Genomic DNA, 16,535 nt, shown 5'->3' on the forward strand with positions numbered 1-16,535 from the left:
TAAAAAATTAGTTAATCGATAGTTTTAAGAAATCAAAAGAAAAACGTAAAACGAAGATTATTCGTTTATTTTAAATCTTTTTATAGTAATGAAGTAGTAATCATTTATATACTTAATTATGTATGGTGAGAGTTTGGTAAAATTAATGCTTGCACTTGATGTAATGGATGAAAAAAAGGCAGTTTTGATTGCTAAAGAAACTTCAGAGTACGTTGACTCTATAAAAATAGGATACCCGTTAGTTTTAGCTACTGGATTAAATATAATCGACAAAATAAAAGAAGCTACCAGCAAAGAAGTAATCTGTGATTTCAAAGTTGCGGACATTCCTTCAACAAATGAAAAAATCGCTGAATTAACGCTAAATCACGCTGACGGGATAATTTGTCAGGGTTTTGTGGGTTCAGACAGTGTTTCTGCAATTTTAAAGGTTGGAAAAGCAAAAAATAAAAAAGTAATAATGGTAACAGAAATGTCTCACCCCGGAGCTACAGAATACTTGCAAAACGTAGCTGAAGATATGGCAAAAATGGCTGATAAATTAAAAGTTAATGGAATAGTTGCACCATCAACACGGCCTGAAAGATTAAAAGAAATCAAATCTATTGTAAAAGACGCTTTTGTAATATCCCCCGGAGTTGGAGCCCAGGGTGGAAATTTAAGCGATGTTTTAAATGTTTTAAGTGAAAACGACTATGTAATTATTGGTAGAGCAATCTACGAAAATGAAAATCCAAAAGAAATGGCAAGACAGTACAAAATGCAAATGTGATTGTTAAACCAAATTTTAATTACAATAATTGCCAGCATAAGGTATTTATAATTTTAAAGCATATAGATTAATAAAATAAAATAATTAATTTAACTACCGATTAGATACTTTTAGGCGATAATTATGTTTTTAAACTCTAAAAGGGGACAGTTGTCAATTGAAATACTTATAATAGCTCTTGGGTTGTTACTCAGTGGAACAATTCTTGCATCCCATATGACAAAAAATACTGGAAGCCATAGTGAAATATCTGGGCTCAAAAAAAATATTTTTGCAGGCCCAATGATGTCATATATCGCAACTAGTGCCGTTAACGGCAGTTTCGAATCTTTAGAAAATGAAGATGATGAACCCGTAGATACAATTACAAACATTACGGGGGACCTTAATATTAATCCAGGTCATGGATTAGGTTATGGAATATATGAATTCTACGCTGAATATTTTACAGATGTATATTATATAGACAAATTACATGGTAACCCATATGTTACAAAAGGATCTGGCGATATTGCATATCTCCCATATGCAGGTAGTGCAACAGAAATAAAGTTAAAAGCCAAAAATGGTACAAGTTTGAGCATTAATGGTGAAGAAATCCCAAACAATTATAAGTTATACACAATAACGTCCAAAAACTCTGGAGAATCATTCAGTTACAGCATTGATGGCCATAGTACGGGTACCTTGTATTTATCAATCGATGAAAGTGATTATAATAAAATACAGATCCGAATCGAACATAACGGGCATGGCCCTCATCCAGACTTAGTATATCCTGAAGAAGAATAATCAATAATAACATTAATTTCTTTTTTTAATTAAGTATTTATTCTGAAAAATTCTATTTTTTTATATATTATTTATTTTGTCAATTAGGGGGTAGTATATATGGCAAAATTTTCAAAAGGACAGATCTCAATAGAATTAATACTTTTAGTAATAGCCGTACTTCTCGCAGGTATTTTGGTATCGTTTCACATGACGAAGTTTACGTTTGAAGGGGATATTTTATCAGATGTTCGAGAAGGTGCATTTCAATTATTTGAATCTAGTACGGATACCCAAATAATAGTAATAAATTATTCATTGAATCTTTCTGACGTGAAAATAAGCCCATCAACAAATTTAAATAACGCATGGCTTCAAATAAATGATACTGGAAACGATACATACCTCTGGTACTATGGTGATGGTACATTCAAAGGACTGGCAAATACGAGTGATCCTGATGAAGGCATTACCGAAGACAATCTAGTTGGCCTACCCCATGCAGGATATGCAACAAATATAATATTCAGATCAGATATCCCAACTGATATGAATTGGGAAGGCATACCATTTACGTTTACTAGCATCAAAAAATTTGAAATAATTGCAAATAACCCAGAAATACCAATAAAATACAACATATCTCATGAGGGAGCTCCAGAAACGTCAAATCAGGCATTTTTAGATATTGAAGCAGATGATGTAACCATAATTGTTACAAAAGCCAATTCCGATACTTATAAATTGGTTGCAAATACAACTAGTGGAACAATAGAACTGTTAGAATATAAACCCTAACTTTATTACATATTATTTTAAAAAATCGTGAAAAAATGAACATATGGATTCGTGGCGGAACTGGTGACGCAAACAAAATTTCAAAAGAAATTAAGAATTATTTTAAAGACTCTTTTTTAATCTTAACCACCACAACCGACTTTGGTGGAAAAATTGCAGAAAATTATGCTGATCTGGTTATTTCAGAAAAAATGAATTATGATAATTTAAAAAGAACACTTATTGATAAAAAAATAGATATTTTTATTGATGCTACCCACCCTTTTGCAACACATGCAAGTGAAACCGGAATAAAAATCTCAAAAGAACTGAATATTCCTTATATCCGGTATGAACGACCAATTGAAGAAATTAAAGATGCTTTTTATGTTAAAAATTTTGAAGAAGCTGCTAAATTAGCTTTAAAAATTTCTAAAAAAAATATATTTTATATGTCGGGAATTAAAAATTTAAAAACTGTTTCTGAGATTATTCCAATTGATAAGTTAATTATAAGGATACTTCCAACTTCAGTCTCAGAAGCTATCAAAATAATTCCTTCGAAAAATATTGTTGCAATGCAGGGCGTATTTTCAGAAAATTTAAATAAAGATTTAATAATTGATTATGATTGTGATGTAATTATTACAAAAGACAGTGGCAAAAGCGGAGGGCTCCACGAAAAAGTTTCTGGTGCATTATTATCGGGTGCGAAAACAATAATCATAAAGCGACCGGAAATGAATTATCCGCTAAAATTTGAAAAAATAGGTGAATTATTAAAATATTTAAAAAATATCTAAACTAGTTATTTCAAATGTTCAATGTCTTCATCAGCAGGAATATAGTCCAATAGATATCCGCCAGGTCTTAAACCATACAATAATGCCCTATTCATATGGTTTAAAATTACATTTAACACTTCATCGTGCTGCAGTCTTACAGGCCCCATGTAACAATTTTTTTCCGAAAATTCCATAATATGATCTTTTCTAACGTTTTTACCACTTACAATTATAGAATAATCTTCACCAGAATTCACGAGATCGCCTATTGCAGGATATAACCTGTTCGAACTAATTAAAATAAGAGTATCGTCTAAATCATGTATTTTTTCAAGACTTTTGTCTAACTTTTCAATATACCTTGATTTTTCAAAAGGATCTCTGATTTGATACTGGGATATATCGGGAGCAGGTATGTGGATTAAATCATAATGTTCCAAATATTTAGTTAATGAAGTTACTGACTCTTCAAAATCTTTTGTAAGAATATAATCTACCTTTATAAACTTTGAAAACCCTTTTGCAGTCCCGCATGATGAAATAGATAGTGTCTTTAAACCATATTTTTCCGAAAATGAAGGCACCTCGGTGTTTTTACCAGGAAATCTGGTTATAAGAAAGTTTACAGGATATTTTCCTTTTCTTTTTCTTTTGATGTTTATTTCATGATTTTCCAAAATTTTGTGGCATCGCAGTAAATATTCATTTAAAACATCAGCAGTATTTTTAGCACGTTTACATTCTCCAGAGGAACTGCAAAGTTCATAAACTGGTAATACCTTGTTTACATGCCTTCCAGGATAATATGGATCAGAATCCGAAATTTTATCAGAAATCCATCCGTTTTTATCAGTCATAACTAAAACACAGCCACAATCAGCACAGTTTTTTAAGCTAAATTCATAACCTCCAAAATCGGTAGGGATGCTCTTCAATAACTGGTTTAATTCTTTATCCATTACATCACATGTTGTCCTATCTACAACCCTGTAACCGTAATTATCCTCAACTGTTGTAACGAACGTGCATTCAAAATATACTGAATTATCATTAAGTTCTATATCTTCCCCGAGTGCTTTTAAAACACTAACTCCAGGAAATTCTTCCAATGAATATCCTGCCATTACAAATAAGTCCGTTACGGATTGCATCGGCACTCCCCTTTTGTAAGGGGCCAATAATCCACAAGAACCATTTTGAATCAATTTATCAAAATTTGGGGTTTTTGCATATTCTAGTGGGGTTTTATTATCTAAAATTTCATAGGGATCGTCCATAAATCCATCAAAGTAGAAAATAACTGTTTTCATACACCACCGCCCTGTGAAATAAATGTTTTAAGACATTTGCAATTATATAATGACGCCTATATAAAGTTAAAAATACAAACTAATTTCGATTAATATATATTGTATAAAAAAGAAATGTTTAAGTTTATTCAAAAATTAAACGATAAAAAAATAATATTTAGTTTCCTTTCCAAATTCCAACCATCATCATGTGATCTTTTTCGAAAGGTTCTATGTTTACTTCATCAACAATTTCAAATCCGCCTTCAATCAGTATTTTTTTCTGCTCAGCAAATATTTCTCTTGGATTTTTTGTAACGTCGACACTTCTTGCTTTTATAGATATCATAGCATACCCATTTTCTTTTAAAAACCATTTTGCATTTTTTACAAGGATTTCTGCCTGATTTGGCTGTGCAACATCTTCAAAAATAACGTCAACTTTTTCAACGATGTTTGAATAGTCTTGAGGTCTATTTGCGTCCCCTAAAACAGGAATTAAATTTTTCCTTTCGTTGCATGAATCAATAAATTCTCTCATGATTCTTGGCGCAAACTCGAGAGCATAAACGAGTGAATTTTCTGCGATATCTGCAACGTGTGATGGCGTAGTTCCGGCAGACGCTCCAAGGTAGAGAACTTTTGTTCCTTTTTTGATCGGCATCTTTTTTAAGCCGTTTATAATTGCGGCCCCGAGTTTACTCTTATTTGGATTCCATACTCGATATTCAATATTATCAGAATATACTAATTTTTCACCGTAAACTCTTTTTCCAGGAATTAATGATTTTGTAGCGATCCTTTTAAGTCCGTCTCCAAAATCTACTGAATATACGTTGTTAAAAATTTCTTTTACCTTAATTTTTTCCATTTAACTCACCATAGGGATTAATTCTGTGAAGAAGTTTTTCCGATTACTTTTCTTTCAGCTTTAACTTTTTTTGTTGAATCTCTTCTTTTTTCGCCAGATCTTTCCTTTGGAGGCTGATTTCCACTACCTTTTGGTTTTCCGCCAAATGGTTTCTTATCGCCTTTTCTGTTGTCCCTTCTGTCGTCTTTTCCAGCAGGTTTTTTACCAAACGGCTTTCCACCTTTTTTAGAGTCGCCTTGTTTACCTTGTGGTTTACCACGTGGTTTTCTGTCACCCTGTGATCCCCTATCCCTATCTTGACCGCATTTATTACCAAAACTTCTCGTATCAGGTCTTGGTCTTCTTTTTCTCATTGGTTCAGGGAATTTTTCTTTTATTTCAGCTACTTTTTTGTTCATGTCTTCAATTAACATGTCTGAAATATCATTTCCAAAAGCATCTGCCCTTATCGCAATAGAGATTTTACATGAAATTGCCCTTGCAATCTTTCCGTGCAACCACCATGGGCTTCCTTGAATGAGGGGGTGCTGGAATATTACACCGTGTTTTGGAGGTAATGCCCTTTCCCTTAAGTGTGCAAATAATGCTTTTTCTGCACCTATAACTTGTATCGTTGATGCAGGGAGTCTTAAAAGTCTTTCAATTCCACCTGCAAGACTTATCAATCTTGCACCAAGTGACGCACCTGCAACTTTTGTTAAGTTTGGAGCAACCTCGTTCATTGAAGTCTCCAAATATTCTTGCAATCTTTCTCGGTATTCATACATACTTTTTATTTCATTTGCAAGGTTTTTCATGATATCCAAATCAAATTCAGATACATCTGCACCCATTGAGTCTTTTGCAGCAAGTGAGATAGTTCTTGCCACATTTGAAGGCATTGTTTTTTTGAGTTTTGTTCTCGTGTACTCTTCTCTATCCCCGTATTCGGAAACTAAACCCACATAAATATCGTGTTTCTTAACAATATTGTCCATTTCAGGGAAGTAAAGTGAATACCATTCCCTAAGCCTTTCTGAAAATAGATTTAGAGTTTCATCAAGGTTATCAAGAGCATTTACTGTTTGAACTATCAATTTATCTTTCTGTTCTGATGACTTTTTCATCATTGATTTTGTGAAAGATGTTGCCCAAGCGTTCATTTTTGAAACAAAATCAGCTTCATCTGTATAGACTTCGTATTTTTGACCTAATTTGTATAAATTATCTCGAATAAGTTCTCCGGCAGGATTTTTGGAACTTGAATATTCAAAACTAATGCTTTCTTCCCCAATTTCCCATTCGTTTTTCAATTCATCGATTATTTCAAAATTTCCCTGTCTCAATTCATACATTATTTTTGGAATATCCTCGTTTTCAAATATTTTATAATATTTGATGTCGTCTAATGAATATTCACCGTTTTTCGAGTTCGCTTCAAGTGCAAATGCTCCATATGGTGCAAAGGCAATGAATAACATAAAATCACCTAAAAATTTATAAATCCATGAAAAATGTACTCTTAACTTCTAATCAATCTGAAACTATTTAATCATTCGGGTATTTAATACTACGTAAACCCCGATAAAAAAGATTATAAATAATCGGGATTAAATAACTTTAAAAGGATTTTATTGAATATAATGGATATTTTAATTTTATCAACGTGATATGATGCTCGATTTCAACATTGAAGGGTTAATTCCAAAAAATATGGAAAAAAGGGGAGAATTAGTACTTAACGAATATTTAAAAGAAATTGAAGATGTGTTTAACCATCGAAAAATTCCTAAAAACGGAATTGATGATGAAAAAATAAAACTTTTTTTAAAATTTCTCTCGATGATGGACACAGATAAAGACCCAAAATCTGTAAGAATTGGGGAAAGGGAAGCGAGAATATATTCTAACATTCATGAAGAACTTTCATCAGGATTTTGTCATGGGATTGGAAGAAGTGGCAATCTAGTTGACCCCCAACCAAAAGCACCTGGTGCGAGTATCATGTATGCTCTCACGAACAAAATACTCGAGAGCTTTTTTAAAACTTTAGGATTAAATGTTCATGCAATTGCAACCCCGGTATCGACTGGAATGTCCATATCACTATGTTTGAGTACTGCACGAAAAAAATATGGATCAAATGTTGTAATTTACCCTTATGCATCCCATAAAAGCCCTATAAAAGCTGTATCATTTATTGGAATGAATATGAGACTTGTTGAAACCGTTTTAGATGGCGACATAGTATACGTTCCAGTGGAAGATATTGAAGATGCGGTAAAAAAAGAAATCGAACTTGGAAATAAACCTTGTGTTTTAAGCACACTTACGTTTTTCCCACCAAGAAAAAGCGACGATATATTAGAAATTGCAAAAATTTGCGAAATTTATGATATTCCACATATTATTAACGGAGCTTATGCAATTCAAAGTAACTATTACCTTGAAAAATTGAAAAAAGCGTTTGAATATCGAGTAAATGCAGTTGTAAGCTCAAGTGACAAAAATTTACTCACACCAATTGGCGGTGGACTGATATACTCAACAGATAAAGAGTTTATAAAAGAGATATCACTTTCATACCCTGGAAGAGCGAGTGCAACACCCGTAGTGAACACATTGGTGTCCCTTTTATCAATTGGATCTAAAAATTACATTGAATTGATAAAAAATCAAAAAGGTAGCAAAAAACTGCTTGATGAACTTTTAATAGAGTTATCTAAAAAAACGGGTGGAAAATTTTTAGATGTTGAAAGTCCGATCGCATCATGCATTTGTGTAAATTCAAATCCCGTTGAAATTGCTGCAAAACTTTACAATTTAAGAGTAACCGGCCCACGAGGGATTAAAAAAACAGATAACTTTGGAAACTGCTACATGGGGACGTATCCATACAACTATATAGTAATGAATGCTGCAATTGGTGTTCGAACTGAAGATATTATAAATTCAGTATCCAAACTTGAAAATATTCTTTTATAATTTTTTTAGGTGCTTTTATGATAGGCGTTTCTAAAATGTATTCTGAAATCATTGATCTTTCAGGAATTAAAAACTTTGAAATTGTAAATCCATACAAAACTTCCTGTAACTGCGAATATCTTCTTATTTCAAAAGGATATTTTGATAGAGTCCATAAATTAAACCCAAATTCTAAAATAATCGAAATAAATTCTGCTACTTTTTTGGACATGATTGAAAGTCTTGAAAAGTTAAAAAATGAAAATATTGGGGATAATGATTCCATAAATAAATCGATTGAAAAGTTAAAAAAACTCGATTTTAGAATAAAAAACGATAATTCCGAATTTGTAAAAAATTTTAGATATAATATTGAGTCGAATTCGAAATTTGTAAAAAAAATAATTGATGATTTGGGATTTGAACATAAAACTGGCCGTACAATTAAAATTATTCCAGATTATAACTTAAATGAAGATTTGGATTTAAATGATATTATTATTTTAAAAACACACAATTATGGCCTCAAACTTGTTGAAAGAATTGAAAACAGGTATATGTCGATATTAAATTCGTTAAATAATATAAACCTGAAAAAAACATAAAAAAGTTATATAGTATTTCAACCATATTCTTGTAAGATATAATAACGTAATTAAAATATCAAAAAGGTTGTGAGAACATGGCTATAACAATTGCAGTAGCTTCCGGTAAGGGCGGCACTGGAAAAACTACAACCTGTGCGAATTTAGCAGTTGCACTATCTCAATTTGGTAAAGAAGTAACGGTAATCGATGCAGACATTGCAATGGCCAATCTCGAACTTATCATGGGGATTGAAGGAAAACCCATCACATTAAACGATGTTTTGTCAGGAAATGCAGACATTAAAAGTGCGATATATGAAGGTCCCGCAGGTGTAAAGGTAGTTCCAGCAGGCGTGTCACTCGATAGCTTTAAAAAAGCAAGGCCCGAAAGACTTCTCGAAATTTTAAGTAAACTCGATGAAATGAGTGAAGTTTTACTCATCGACTGCCCCGCAGGAATTGGTAAGGAGGCACTTACTGCAATTTCCGCTGCAGAGCATTTGTTAGTCGTGGTAAACCCCGAAATCTCATCAATATCTGATGCATTGAAAGTTGTATCTATTGCAAACAGGGTAGAAACCAATGTACTCGGTGCAATAATTAACAGGGTTACGGAAGACAGTTCTGAATTAAGTTCCAGATCCATTGAAACTATTTTGGAAATTCCAATTGTTGGAATTGTGCCCGAAGATGCAAATGTCAGACGAAGTTCTGCATTTGGAGTTCCTATTATTTTAAAACATAATGATTCACCAGCTTCACAGGCACTTATGGAACTTGCTGCAAAATTGGCGGGTAAAAAATACATCCCTAAAGAAGTTAAAAAAGATTCTTTCGTTAAAAAATTCTTTAAAGGAGTATTTGGGGGTAAGAAAAAATGAATTTCGATCCAGGTGTACTTACATTTTTAGTTCTTATAAGTATTGTTCTAAACATATTTTTGTTCATGAAACTCGTTGTTCTTAAAGGTGAACTTGAAGGTATCAAACAATCCACAAGACTCACAAACGATGAAGTTAACAAGTTAAATGAAAGGTTAAAAAACATTAAAATGAGATAAGGTGAAGACTTATGAAAAAATTTTATTATTTATTTTTTTTAAGTTTGCTACTTATCCCCGTAATTAATGCTACTGCGGAACTTGCTCCCGACGACGTTAGAGTAAATGACAGCGTTTACCTAGTATTTGACTGGACTGCAACAGATGCCATTGAAAACCTTAGTTTAATCATTGATGCTGATGATAGCATTATTTTTGAAGAATACGAATATAACGTAAGTAGTGTTAAAGCAGGCGAATCAGTATTTAAAATGTTCAAAGGAACTGCAACTGAAATAGGAAACTACAAAATTAAGCTTTTAAAAAGATATTTCCAAAATGGAACCTTGTTAGGATCCGTTGAATTCTTCGAACTTTCAGTAGTTCCTAACGCAGGCGTTAGGATTGTTGAAAAAATAGTTGTTCTTGAAAATATTGAAACTGTAGAAGAAGTAGAAACTACTGTTTCTGAAGAAAATTCAAATATTTCAGAAGATAAATCAGTTATTTTGGAAAATGAAAGTTCAAATGAACATAAATTTACTGAAGAAGCTCAAAATTCATCAGAACCGGTACCTGAAGTTAATGAAGGATTAATTGGTCCTGGCGGTATCTATTATATACTAGGCGGACTCATTTTAGGTATATTACTCGGTGCAGTTATTGCATATGCAAAAGAATAAAAAAAATAATTATCTTTACTTTTTTAATGTGATACAATGATTGCGGTCATTCCAGCGTATAATGAAGAAAAAAATATTATTTCTGTTTTAAAGGACTTAAGCGATATAAATATTGACGTAATCGTAGTAGATGATGGAAGTACCGATAAAACAAAGACAATAATCAAAGAATTCTTAGAAAAAAACGAATTTAAAAACAAAATATTTCCAATTTTCAAGGAAAAAAATGAAGGAAAATCAAAAGCACTCGAAGAGGGAACAATTTATGCAATAAATTTAAATTACGATGCTATTGCATATCTTGACGGAGATTACCAGCACAAACCCTCTGACATTATACCAATGTATGAAAAAATGAAATCTGAGAATGCAGATGCGGTTTTTGGGATTAGAAAATACAAACACATTCCGTTCCACAGGCAGTTTTCAAACTTTCTTGCAAGTGTCATAATGTCGATAACTGTTTCAATATTCTCGGGAAATTTCCATATCTTCAGGGACATTCAGTGCGGATTCAGGATCATAAAATCTGAATTTTTGAAGGATTCGTATTTTGGTGACGGATACAGCGTTGAACATTTAATTGCACTTCAACTTGCTAAAAAAAATGCAAAAATAACCGAAGAATACGTAACAATTGAATACCACGACGATGCAATTTCATACATCACTACAAAAAAGATATTGGATGTTGTAAAAGAAGTTGCAAAATATGTTTTATCTAAAAATTAATTGTTATTTTACTATTTTTCCAGTTATGGATCTTCTCCCATAGCCAGTTACTCTTATATCAACAAATTTTCCAATTTCAACGTTTTTTTCTGCAATTCCAATTAATATTGGGTAGCTTCCAAACTGCCTTCCAAAATAAAGATCATTTTTCTCTTTAACTTCAACTAACACGTTTTTTAATATCGTTTCTGTTGGAAGCATTCTTTTTAACATTGGATTATCTATTTCAGTTCTTATTTTTTCTTTGAACTTCAAAAATAGATTTTTTCGTTTTTTTGCTTTTTCAACATCCTTAACTGTTAAATCGGTTCCAAAAAATGGAACTACTTGTCTTATATTTATCCTTCGAAGCATATTTCCTGAATCATATATCTCATTTAAATAATCGTAATTTATCTCAAAGGTGTCATTTGATTCTCCTTTTAATCCGGAAAGTAAATTTATCCCTGGAAGAAGATATGGCATTCCATTTTCCCCCCTTTTTCCACCAATTTCATTTAAAATACCAACTGCTTTTAAAACATCTTCAGGTTCAGTTAAAAGGCAGTTTTTTGAAATAACTTTTTCATCGAAACTTTCAACCCCAAAAGCTGCAACGTTTCCAGGAGTACAGTATCTTACAAGTATTTTTGCAATTTCTCGCCCCTCTTTTTCATGTCTTGCAATAACTGAAGGGTTTGCGTTGTCGATATGCAAAACATCCGGATTTGAAACTGAAGTTATTCCTTTAAAGAGTTTTTCTATCTCCAAAACATTTGGAACTGGAACGTCTGTTGTTTCCACATCTTTTGCAAGGTATGAAAACATGCAGGGCTGTCTTCCAATTCTAAAGTATTTAATCCCATATTCATAGAGATTTCTTACTTCTTCGATTATATCTCTCGAATTTCTAAATTTTGGAGAACCATAACGTCTTGGTTCCGTACAAAAACTGCATCCACCACTAAAAGCCCTTGCACATCCACGGTACGTCTCAATTTCTGCAATGATATTTGGATAGTTTGGATGAAGTTTTACAATTTTTGCACCAATTCTCGCAAATTCATCAAGTTCATTGTAAGTTCTAAGCCTTGTTCCATCCACTTTTTCAGCGTTAAAATTGTTTTTTAAAAGATTGTGCAAAACAGCATCTAAATCACCTTCAGAAATCACGTCAAAGAAATATTTCAAATTCGATTCATCTTTTATTTTTCCGCCTTCAAGGGATGAACCAAATTTGGTTGCAACGGGGCCACCAAGAATCTTTAAACCTTTAAAATTATACAAAATCGATACAAATTCCCTCAATGTTGCAGGATTTGCATTTAAGTACTTTCCAGGGGTGTGAAATCCACATATTGCAATTACGGCATCATATCTATTGAAATCGTATCCTTTTTTAAGTTCTTCTCTTAATTTATCAATTGTAATGTAATCTACATCGTGTTTAAACTTGTAAAGAACTCCTGCAGCATATCTAGGATACATTCCAATGTAAGGGTGAACTCCAAGTCCTGCCGGCTCATCAGTATATCCATCAAGAATTAAAAATTTCATGATAACCCCTAAAAAAATTGAGATTTGGTTTATAATGCATATGTTTAAATTAGATATATAAAAGATGTTTAAAAAATTCTTTTTTGAGTCTTTCAGTCGGTGATGAAAATAACCAGCTCTGAATTAAACTCAGGTTTAATAATGAAGAACCGTATGAGCTCTGAGACTGAATAACTTTTATTTTTTAATTTTTTAAAAACAGTTATTTTTTATTAACCTTAAAAATTAAAAATTTAAATATACTGGGTGGGAGCTGTTGAAAATGAAACCAAAATATTATATTTGCTGATGATTGGATTTACAATCATGGGGGTTGGATTATCATTTAAATATTATATAAGCCTCGATCCAGCTGTCAGGTATGCTATGCACTTATTTTACGTTTTTGCACTTATTACTGCAACTTATTTACTTGCAAAGTCATCAATCCCTGCAGAACAGTGCGAAGAAGCTTAAAATTTTTTAAATATTTTCAAATAAGTATTTTAAAGCATCTTCTTCCATGAAATGCAATTTTCCTGGAATTATAACACAGTGAAGTGGAGTTCCAAAATCATAATTTATTAAATCTTTTATTTTTCCATAATATAATCCAGGTTTAGTACTTCCAGCTCTTGCAACGACTGCTGCATGTGTTTCTCCAGAAATTACATTTTCATTTCTTTTTTCTTCGATTTCTAAAAGTGCAGATAATCCTTCGTTTGCAGTCATAAATCTTTCTTTATCCGCCTGAATGTCTAAAAGGCAGAGTGTGTGGTATCCCAACTTCAAATTGTCTTTTATTACGTCGTAAGGAGTTTCTGGGAAATAATTTGGTTCTGGAAATACTATTGACGTTGTTTTTCCAAATTTGTAGAGTTGAAGTCCCGTAATCCCAATTGCAGAATAAATTGATGGAGCATTTATAATTACAACTTCGATTCCTTTTTTTCGAGCTTCAACTGCGATATCGACGTGTGTTGTTGCAACCATTGGGTCTCCGGCAGTTAAAAACATTATATCTTTATCTTTTGCTTCTTCGATTAATTTATTCGTTTCATACTCTACTTTTTCCCTATCCAAAACAGTTATTGGTTTTTGAAGAGTTTCCTCGACTTTTTCCATTGTTGTTCCAGTAAGAATTGCAGTATAAAATTCAGCGTAAATTTTGTCAACTTTTTTTGCGAAGTCGAGAGTTTTTAAGGTAACATCTCTTTCGTCGTAAAGTCCAAGACCTGCCATAACAAGCATGTGTTTCACCCATTTTGATAAATACAAATATAACTCATAAAACTTAATTATAAAATACTTAAGTGCCAACGGTGTAAATAATGGATAGCTATTTTTTATTTTTTATTATTCTGACATCAATTTTCATTGTGCCCCAAATACTCAAAAGATTCAACGTTCCAACAATTACTGCAACAATGCTTGCGGGAATAATTATAGGGCCATTTGGATTAAATTTAATTCAAACCAGTTCTACTCTTGATACTTTTGCGTCATTTGGAGTAATATTTTTAATGTTTTTAGCAGGAATGGAAGTAGATAACGAAACACTTAAGGATGAATTTAAAAATTCTTTAGTTTTAAGTTTATTCTCAATGTTAATCCCTGCAATTGGAGGATATTTTATCGGACAGTATTTTGGACTTGATTTTATCGGTTCATTATTGTACGCAGTTATATTTTCCTCACACTCCGTTGGAATAGTCTATGCACTTATGGATGAACTTGGACTTATTAAATCTCGATTTGGAACAACTGTAATCAGCGCATCTGTTGTAATCGACCTTATAAGTTTAATAGTTATTTCAATACTCATCAAAATGGGTGGAAGCGGAATAAATTCAGATATTATTCCATTTATAGTACTTATTGTAGCATACATCATCGCACTTCTTATAATAATTCCGTTAATTTCAAAATTGATACTAAATGAGCTTCAAAAGTTTCACGTTCAAAAAATTCACTTTATTCTCCTAATAATATTAATTTCAATTATCGTTGGAGAACATATTGGGATTCACCCGATAATTGGTGCATTTATTATCGGAATTGCTGTTTCAGAAGAACTGACAAAAGAAGAACATGACAAAATATTAAATGAAAACCTAAATGCAATTGGCTATGGAATATTTATTCCATTGTTTTTCTTAAATTTAGGAATGACTACAGATATCAGCGTAATTTTTAACTTTGACAATTTAAGCCTGATATTTGTATCAGTTGTAAGTTTAATAAGCCTTAAAATTATTTCTGGATACTTTTCACTTAGAATTTTAGATTATAATAAATTAAAAAGCTTTTGTGGAGGTCTTTTAACTGTTCCATCCCTTACTGCATCATTAGTTGGTGCAACACTTGGAAGGGACTTGGGAATACTTCCCGAAAAATTCTTTGTTGCGGTCGTAGTTATTGCACTTTTAACGTCAACAGTTGCCCCAATTTACGTTAAAAATCTGGTTTCTAAAAATTACGACAAACTAAAATTAAATTAGAATAAAAATCAAAATTAAGGAAAAATATGGAAGATAAAGAAATTTTACAAAAAATTTACGACTATTTATTTGAGTTATACGGCCCACAAGGCTGGTGGCCGCTTTTAGAATTCGATGGATGCAATCCTACAAAAACTGGCTCAGTAAATGGATATCACCCAAATAATTACGAATATCCAAAAACAAAAAACCAGTGCTTTGAAATCTGTATCGGTGCAATTTTAACTCAAAATACCTCATGGCCATCTGTTGAAAAATCTTTGAAAAATTTAAGAAATTTAATAGAAATTAAGCCAGAAAATATAATTAATTTAGATATTGAACTTTTAAAAGAAGCGATTAAACCAAGCGGATACTACAATCAAAAATCGGAACGTTTGAAAGGTTTTTCAAAATATTTTATTGAATTAAAAAATACGCCAACAAGCGAAGAACTGCTAAAATTAAAAGGAGTTGGCCCAGAAACTGCTGATTCGATGCTTCTGTATGCATTTAAAGTTCCAAGTTTTGTAATTGATGCGTACACCAAAAGAATACTTTTTAATTTAAATTTAATTAAAAATAACGAAAAATACGATAAAATTAAAGAATTATTTGAAGAAAATATTCCAAAAAACCTTGAAATGTACCAAGAATATCATGCGCTTTTGGTTGAACATGCTAAAAACTACTACCGAAAAAAAGAAAATTATTATAAATGTCCACTTCTAAAAATAATAAAATAATTTATTTATTCAGAAGATTTTACTAAAAGCACAGGACAGTGTGACTTTTTCAAAACTCTCTCTGCAACACTTCCAAGTAAAAGTTTATCGAGTCCCGTTTTTCCAGTTGTACCCATAACAATCAAATCTGCTTTTTTAGCTTCGGCATATTCGACAATTTCTTTTGAAGGAGTTCCTTCCAAAATTTCAGTCTTTATTTCTACATCTTTTTCTTTTGCGATATCCATCAATTTTCTAAGTGCAGTGTGACCTTCTTTTTCTAAAACTTCCTTCATGCTTTCCCAAAGTCCTTCAGTTGGAAGTCCTACGAATGGAACTATGTCAATTACATAAACTCCATAAACTCGCCCATTGGTTGCCTTTGCCAATTCTATTGCCTGCTCTGCAGCTTCAATTGATATTTTTGATCCGTCTGTGGGCATAATAATTTTTTTATAAACCATGAATTCACCCCGTTCTAATTAATTTAATATTAATTTTTAAAATATATATTACTATTTATTTAAATCGACTAAAACAGCCGAAATAAGATATTTTGAGTAATT

At 32.0% G+C, this 16,535-nt stretch carries 19 protein-coding genes; 13 read left to right on the forward strand and 6 right to left on the reverse strand.

The genetic code is table 11. The annotated features are described in order from the left end of the window. Positions 1 to 118 precede the first annotated feature (118 nt). From pyrF to cobK, 4 genes are all read left to right on the forward strand, one after another. Positions 119 to 772, forward strand: coding sequence for an orotidine-5'-phosphate decarboxylase (gene pyrF, locus MMARC5_RS05085; protein ID WP_196793249.1), 654 nt, complete (start codon positions 119 to 121; stop codon positions 770 to 772). A 123-nt stretch (positions 773 to 895) separates the two neighbouring features. Continuing rightward, positions 896 to 1,564 carry a hypothetical protein gene (locus tag MMARC5_RS09495; protein WP_011868764.1) on the forward strand — a complete coding sequence of 223 codons (669 nt, stop codon included), beginning with the start codon at positions 896 to 898 and terminating at the stop codon, positions 1,562 to 1,564. 99 nt (positions 1,565 to 1,663) lie between these two features. Then, the gene (locus MMARC5_RS05095; RefSeq protein WP_011868765.1) at positions 1,664 to 2,341 is read left to right on the forward strand and encodes a class III signal peptide-containing protein; all 678 of its coding nucleotides are present in this window, start codon (positions 1,664 to 1,666) and stop codon (positions 2,339 to 2,341) included. Positions 2,342 to 2,376: 35 nt separating this feature from the next. Then, a complete protein-coding gene (gene cobK, locus MMARC5_RS05100; RefSeq protein ID WP_011868766.1) occupies positions 2,377 to 3,123 on the forward strand; it encodes a precorrin-6A reductase in 747 nt (248 codons plus the stop codon). Positions 3,124 to 3,128: 5 nt separating this feature from the next. On the opposite strand, the gene MMARC5_RS05105 is transcribed toward cobK, so the two are convergent. From MMARC5_RS05105 to MMARC5_RS05115, 3 genes are all read right to left on the reverse strand, one after another. Further along, complete coding sequence (locus MMARC5_RS05105) at positions 3,129 to 4,415, reverse strand: alkaline phosphatase family protein (protein WP_011868767.1); 1,287 nt, start codon at positions 4,413 to 4,415, stop codon at positions 3,129 to 3,131. A gap of 157 nt (positions 4,416 to 4,572) precedes the next feature. Further along, a complete protein-coding gene (locus tag MMARC5_RS05110) occupies positions 4,573 to 5,265 on the reverse strand; it encodes a fibrillarin-like rRNA/tRNA 2'-O-methyltransferase (RefSeq protein WP_011868768.1) in 693 nt (230 codons plus the stop codon). 17 nt (positions 5,266 to 5,282) lie between these two features. After that, on the reverse strand, positions 5,283 to 6,725 hold the full coding sequence (locus MMARC5_RS05115) for a hypothetical protein (RefSeq protein ID WP_011868769.1): 1,443 nt from the start codon (positions 6,723 to 6,725) through the stop codon (positions 5,283 to 5,285). Between the two features lie 193 nt (positions 6,726 to 6,918). On the opposite strand from MMARC5_RS05115, the gene spcS reads away from it, so the two are divergent. The 6 genes from spcS (at position 6,919) to MMARC5_RS05145 (ending at position 11,249) form a co-directional block, all read left to right on the forward strand. After that, positions 6,919 to 8,229, forward strand: a complete 1,311-nt coding sequence (gene spcS, locus MMARC5_RS05120; protein ID WP_011868770.1) for an O-phosphoseryl-tRNA(Sec) selenium transferase — start codon at positions 6,919 to 6,921, stop codon at positions 8,227 to 8,229. A gap of 17 nt (positions 8,230 to 8,246) precedes the next feature. Then, positions 8,247 to 8,813, forward strand: a complete 567-nt coding sequence (locus MMARC5_RS05125) for a hypothetical protein (RefSeq protein WP_011868771.1) — start codon at positions 8,247 to 8,249, stop codon at positions 8,811 to 8,813. 77 nt (positions 8,814 to 8,890) lie between these two features. Next, complete coding sequence (minD, locus tag MMARC5_RS05130; protein WP_011868772.1) at positions 8,891 to 9,676, forward strand: cell division ATPase MinD; 786 nt, start codon at positions 8,891 to 8,893, stop codon at positions 9,674 to 9,676. Beyond that, the gene (locus MMARC5_RS05135) at positions 9,673 to 9,855 is read left to right on the forward strand and encodes a hypothetical protein (RefSeq protein WP_011868773.1); all 183 of its coding nucleotides are present in this window, start codon (positions 9,673 to 9,675) and stop codon (positions 9,853 to 9,855) included. The genes minD and MMARC5_RS05135 overlap by 4 nt, the downstream gene beginning before the upstream one ends. An 11-nt stretch (positions 9,856 to 9,866) precedes the next feature. Beyond that, complete coding sequence (locus MMARC5_RS05140; protein WP_011868774.1) at positions 9,867 to 10,517, forward strand: hypothetical protein; 651 nt, start codon at positions 9,867 to 9,869, stop codon at positions 10,515 to 10,517. 36 nt (positions 10,518 to 10,553) lie between these two features. Next, entirely contained in the window at positions 10,554 to 11,249 is a 696-nt protein-coding gene (locus MMARC5_RS05145) for a glycosyltransferase family 2 protein (protein ID WP_011868775.1), read from the forward strand. Positions 11,250 to 11,252: 3 nt separating this feature from the next. Here MMARC5_RS05145 and MMARC5_RS05150 read toward each other — a convergent pair whose 3' ends face one another. Beyond that, complete coding sequence (locus MMARC5_RS05150) at positions 11,253 to 12,785, reverse strand: radical SAM protein (protein WP_011868776.1); 1,533 nt, start codon at positions 12,783 to 12,785, stop codon at positions 11,253 to 11,255. A 246-nt stretch (positions 12,786 to 13,031) separates the two neighbouring features. Here MMARC5_RS05150 and MMARC5_RS09660 point away from each other — a divergent pair, with 246 nt between their 5' ends. Next, positions 13,032 to 13,241 carry a hypothetical protein gene (locus MMARC5_RS09660; RefSeq protein ID WP_155810373.1) on the forward strand — a complete coding sequence of 70 codons (210 nt, stop codon included), beginning with the start codon at positions 13,032 to 13,034 and terminating at the stop codon, positions 13,239 to 13,241. A 6-nt stretch (positions 13,242 to 13,247) separates the two neighbouring features. Here MMARC5_RS09660 and dph5 read toward each other — a convergent pair whose 3' ends face one another. Continuing rightward, positions 13,248 to 14,015 (reverse strand): diphthine synthase, encoded by a 768-nt coding sequence (gene dph5 / locus MMARC5_RS05155; RefSeq protein ID WP_011868778.1) that lies wholly within the window; start codon positions 14,013 to 14,015, stop codon positions 13,248 to 13,250. Positions 14,016 to 14,095: 80 nt separating this feature from the next. On the opposite strand from dph5, the gene MMARC5_RS05160 reads away from it, so the two are divergent. Both MMARC5_RS05160 and MMARC5_RS05165 read left to right on the forward strand, forming a co-directional pair. Beyond that, complete coding sequence (locus MMARC5_RS05160) at positions 14,096 to 15,265, forward strand: cation:proton antiporter (protein WP_011868779.1); 1,170 nt, start codon at positions 14,096 to 14,098, stop codon at positions 15,263 to 15,265. 26 nt (positions 15,266 to 15,291) lie between these two features. Then, the gene (locus MMARC5_RS05165) at positions 15,292 to 15,990 is read left to right on the forward strand and encodes an endonuclease III domain-containing protein (RefSeq protein ID WP_011868780.1); all 699 of its coding nucleotides are present in this window, start codon (positions 15,292 to 15,294) and stop codon (positions 15,988 to 15,990) included. 5 nt (positions 15,991 to 15,995) lie between these two features. Here MMARC5_RS05165 and MMARC5_RS05170 read toward each other — a convergent pair whose 3' ends face one another. Next, a complete protein-coding gene (locus tag MMARC5_RS05170) occupies positions 15,996 to 16,433 on the reverse strand; it encodes a universal stress protein (RefSeq protein WP_011868781.1) in 438 nt (145 codons plus the stop codon). Between the last annotated feature and the right edge of the window lie 102 nt (positions 16,434 to 16,535).

Origin of the sequence: Methanococcus maripaludis C5, from assembly GCF_000016125.1 — an archaeon.
GTDB lineage: Archaea > AGJL01 > Methanococci > Methanococcales > Methanococcaceae > Methanococcus > Methanococcus maripaludis_D.

Bases quoted from the DNA above. Each gene is read 5' to 3' on its own strand.
- MMARC5_RS05115 (WP_011868769.1), bottom strand. From the start codon at position 6,725: ATGTTATTCATTGCCTTTGCACCATATGGAGCATTTGCACTTGAAGCG.
- minD (WP_011868772.1), top strand. From the start codon at position 8,891: ATGGCTATAACAATTGCAGTAGCTTCCGGTAAGGGCGGCACTGGAAAA.
- MMARC5_RS05110 (WP_011868768.1), bottom strand. From the start codon at position 5,265: ATGGAAAAAATTAAGGTAAAAGAAATTTTTAACAACGTATATTCAGTA.
- MMARC5_RS05095 (WP_011868765.1), top strand. From the start codon at position 1,664: ATGGCAAAATTTTCAAAAGGACAGATCTCAATAGAATTAATACTTTTA.
- MMARC5_RS05145 (WP_011868775.1), top strand. From the start codon at position 10,554: ATGATTGCGGTCATTCCAGCGTATAATGAAGAAAAAAATATTATTTCT.
- spcS (WP_011868770.1), top strand. From the start codon at position 6,919: ATGCTCGATTTCAACATTGAAGGGTTAATTCCAAAAAATATGGAAAAA.
- MMARC5_RS05150 (WP_011868776.1), bottom strand. From the start codon at position 12,785: ATGAAATTTTTAATTCTTGATGGATATACTGATGAGCCGGCAGGACTT.
- MMARC5_RS05160 (WP_011868779.1), top strand. From the start codon at position 14,096: ATGGATAGCTATTTTTTATTTTTTATTATTCTGACATCAATTTTCATT.
- MMARC5_RS05125 (WP_011868771.1), top strand. From the start codon at position 8,247: ATGATAGGCGTTTCTAAAATGTATTCTGAAATCATTGATCTTTCAGGA.
- MMARC5_RS05170 (WP_011868781.1), bottom strand. From the start codon at position 16,433: ATGGTTTATAAAAAAATTATTATGCCCACAGACGGATCAAAAATATCA.
- pyrF (WP_196793249.1), top strand. From the start codon at position 119: ATGTATGGTGAGAGTTTGGTAAAATTAATGCTTGCACTTGATGTAATG.
- MMARC5_RS05135 (WP_011868773.1), top strand. From the start codon at position 9,673: ATGAATTTCGATCCAGGTGTACTTACATTTTTAGTTCTTATAAGTATT.
- MMARC5_RS09495 (WP_011868764.1), top strand. From the start codon at position 896: ATGTTTTTAAACTCTAAAAGGGGACAGTTGTCAATTGAAATACTTATA.
- MMARC5_RS05165 (WP_011868780.1), top strand. From the start codon at position 15,292: ATGGAAGATAAAGAAATTTTACAAAAAATTTACGACTATTTATTTGAG.
- cobK (WP_011868766.1), top strand. From the start codon at position 2,377: ATGAACATATGGATTCGTGGCGGAACTGGTGACGCAAACAAAATTTCA.
- MMARC5_RS05105 (WP_011868767.1), bottom strand. From the start codon at position 4,415: ATGAAAACAGTTATTTTCTACTTTGATGGATTTATGGACGATCCCTAT.
- dph5 (WP_011868778.1), bottom strand. From the start codon at position 14,015: ATGCTTGTTATGGCAGGTCTTGGACTTTACGACGAAAGAGATGTTACC.
- MMARC5_RS05140 (WP_011868774.1), top strand. From the start codon at position 9,867: ATGAAAAAATTTTATTATTTATTTTTTTTAAGTTTGCTACTTATCCCC.